This window comes from Streptomyces sp. NPDC002044 (genome assembly GCF_040296725.1).
Classification (GTDB): domain Bacteria; phylum Actinomycetota; class Actinomycetes; order Streptomycetales; family Streptomycetaceae; genus Streptomyces; species Streptomyces antarcticus.
Map to the genome: position 1 here is coordinate 1 of NZ_JBEOXU010000299.1, position 2,644 is coordinate 2,644.

The 2,644-nt window shown below is 69.5% G+C and carries 1 protein-coding gene; it reads right to left on the bottom strand.

The window, feature by feature from the left end; genetic code table 11:
- Positions 1-2,531: SDR family NAD(P)-dependent oxidoreductase (locus ABT106_RS31695; protein ID WP_502979543.1), on the bottom strand; the 2,531-nt coding region annotated here is incomplete at its 3' end.
- Positions 2,532-2,644: the final 113 nt, after the last annotated feature.

The following is a 2,644-nucleotide window of genomic DNA, read 5'->3' on the forward strand; positions in this document are numbered from 1 at the left end:
AGTCCGCGTTGGCGGCTGAATTCGATGAAGGTGGTGGGGGTGGACATGACGGTGACGCCGCCGGCCAGAGCCATGGTGCATTCGTTGTTGCGGAGCGCCTGGGCTGCGAGGTGGAGCGCGACGAGGGAGGAGGAGCAGGCGGTGTCCACGGTGACCGCCGGACCCTCAAGTCCCAGGGCATAGGAGACTCGCCCGGAGATCACACTCGAACTGTTGCCGGTGAGGAGATACCCCTCGCTTCCCTTGGCTCCCTCACCCAACAGCGAGACGTAGTCCTGGCCGTTGCCGCCGACGAAGACACCGATCTGGCTCCCGCGGAGTGTGCGGGGGTCCATGCCAGAGCGTTCGAACAGTTCCCACGAGGTCTCCAGAAGCAGACGCTGCTGGGGGTCCATGGCCAGAGCCTCGCGCGGGGAGATGCCGAAGAACTCGGCGTCGAAGTCCGCCGCTTCGTACAAGAAGCCGCCAGAGGTGGTGGCGCTGCTGCCGGACGTGTCCGGCTCCGCGTCGAAGAGCGCGCCCAGGTCCCATCCGCGGTCGGTGGGGAACGGCGATATGGCGTCGACACCTTCCCGTACCAGGCTCCACAGCTCCTCGGGAGTGCGTACGCCTCCCGGGTAGCGGCAGCTCATGCCGACGATCGCCAGGAGCTCTCCGGTTTCGGCGGCAGGCGTGTGCGCGGATGCCGCACCGTGCTGCTCGTCGCCGAAGAAGGACGCCAGATGCGTCACGAGTTGCTGCGGCGTCGGGTGGTCGAATACGAGCGTCGCGGGCAGCGCGATCCCCAGCACGCCGCTGAGCCTGCCGCGCAGTTCCACCGCGGTGAGCGAGTCGAAGCCCATGTCGCGGAAGGCGCGATCGGTTTCGACGTCATCGGGGGTGCTGTGCCCGAGTACCGCCGCCACCTCGGCGACGACCGTGGACAGTAGCCGTCCTCGGCGCTCGCCCGGGTCGAGCGCCGACAACTGCTGACCCAGCCCGGTTTCCACCCGCTCCTCCTCAGCGGGAGCGAAGCCGGACAGCAGGGGGCTGGGGCGGTTGGAGATAAAGGCAGGAAGGAACGTCTCCCACTGCACGTCGGCGACGGTGACACACGTCTCTCCCTTGCGGAGGACATGGTCCAGCGCCGAGACCGCCAGGGCCGGCGATATGGCCGGCAGTCCGCGCCGACGCGCGAACTCGCCGGCCTCGCCCACAGCCATCCCACCATCCGCCCACGGCCCCCAGGAGACGGAGGTCGCGGCCAGGCCCCGGTCACGGCGCTGTTGCGCGAGCGCGTCGAGGTAGGCGTTGGCGGCTCCGTAGGCTGTCTGCCCGCCGCTGCCCCAGACTCCGGAGACGGACGAGAACAGGATGAAGGCGTCGAGCTTCCGGTCACCGGTGAGCTCGTCGAGGTGCAGGGCACCGGCTGCCTTCGCTCCCATGATCCGGGCGAACTCGTCGATTCCAGTCTCGTCCAGGGGAGCCAGCTGTCCGACACCAGCCGTGTGGATGACACCGGTGAGCGGCCGGTCCTCGGGAATCGTCGCAAGCAGCCCGGCGACCGCGGCGCGGTCGGTGACGTCACAGGCGGCGATGGTCACGGCCGATCCCAGAGCGGTCAGTTCCGCCTCCAGGTCGACGACGCCCGGTGCGTCCGCGCCGCGACGACTCACCAGCAGCAGGTGCTCGGCTCCCTTGCCTGCCAGCCAACGTGCCGCATGGGAACCGAGTGCTCCGGTGCCGCCCGTGATCAGGACAGTGCCGCGTGGCGCCCAGTCCGTGTCATGGGTGACACGCGGCGGAACCGGAGCCAGTCGGCGGGCGAACACTCCAGATGCCCTCAGAGCGAGTTGGTCCTCGGCGGACTGACCGGAGAGCAGGGTGAGCAGGCGCGTGAGCGCGCGGCGGTCGAGCGTCGGCGGCAAGTCGATCAATCCGCCCCAGCCCTGCGGCCACTCGAGAGCGACCGAGCGGCCGAGGCCCCAGACCTGGGCCTGTGAAGCGGAGCCGAGCTTCTCCGACCGTCCGGTCACCACCGCGCCGCGGGTCAAACACCACAGCGGAGCGGACAGTCCCGCGGCCCGGGCCGTCTTGACCAGTGCGACCGTGGCGGCCAGTCCGCGTGACAGGACGGACCCCGCTTCCCGGGGCTCGTCATCGAGGGCGAGGAACGAGATCACCCCTGTGAGGCCGGCGCAGTCACCCACATCGGTGCCGTGCACCACGCGGAGATCGGCACCCCCGTCGCGCAGGGCGGCCAGCACCGCGTCCACGGTGGGGTCGTCGCGGTGACTGGTCGGAACTACCGCGAGCCACGACCCCCCGGGCGCCCGCGGAACGGCAGCGTCCAGCGGAGTCCAGGAGATCCGGTACTGCAAAGAGTCCACGACGGACTGGTCACGCGAGCGCCGACGCCACTGGGCGAGTGCGGGGAGTGTCGCCGTGAGCTCCTGGTCCGGTATCCGCAGGGTCTCGGCCAGTGACGCGAAGTCCTCGCGTTCCACGGCGTCCCAGAAGCTGGATTCGGACCTGTCCGGCGTGCTCTCCACAGGGTCTGCCGCGGTCTGGTCGAGCCAGTAGTGGTGGTGTTGGAAGGGGTAGGTGGGGAGGGGTGTGGTGTGGGGGTTGGTGTGTTGGTAGTAGGTGTTCCAGTTGGGGTTGG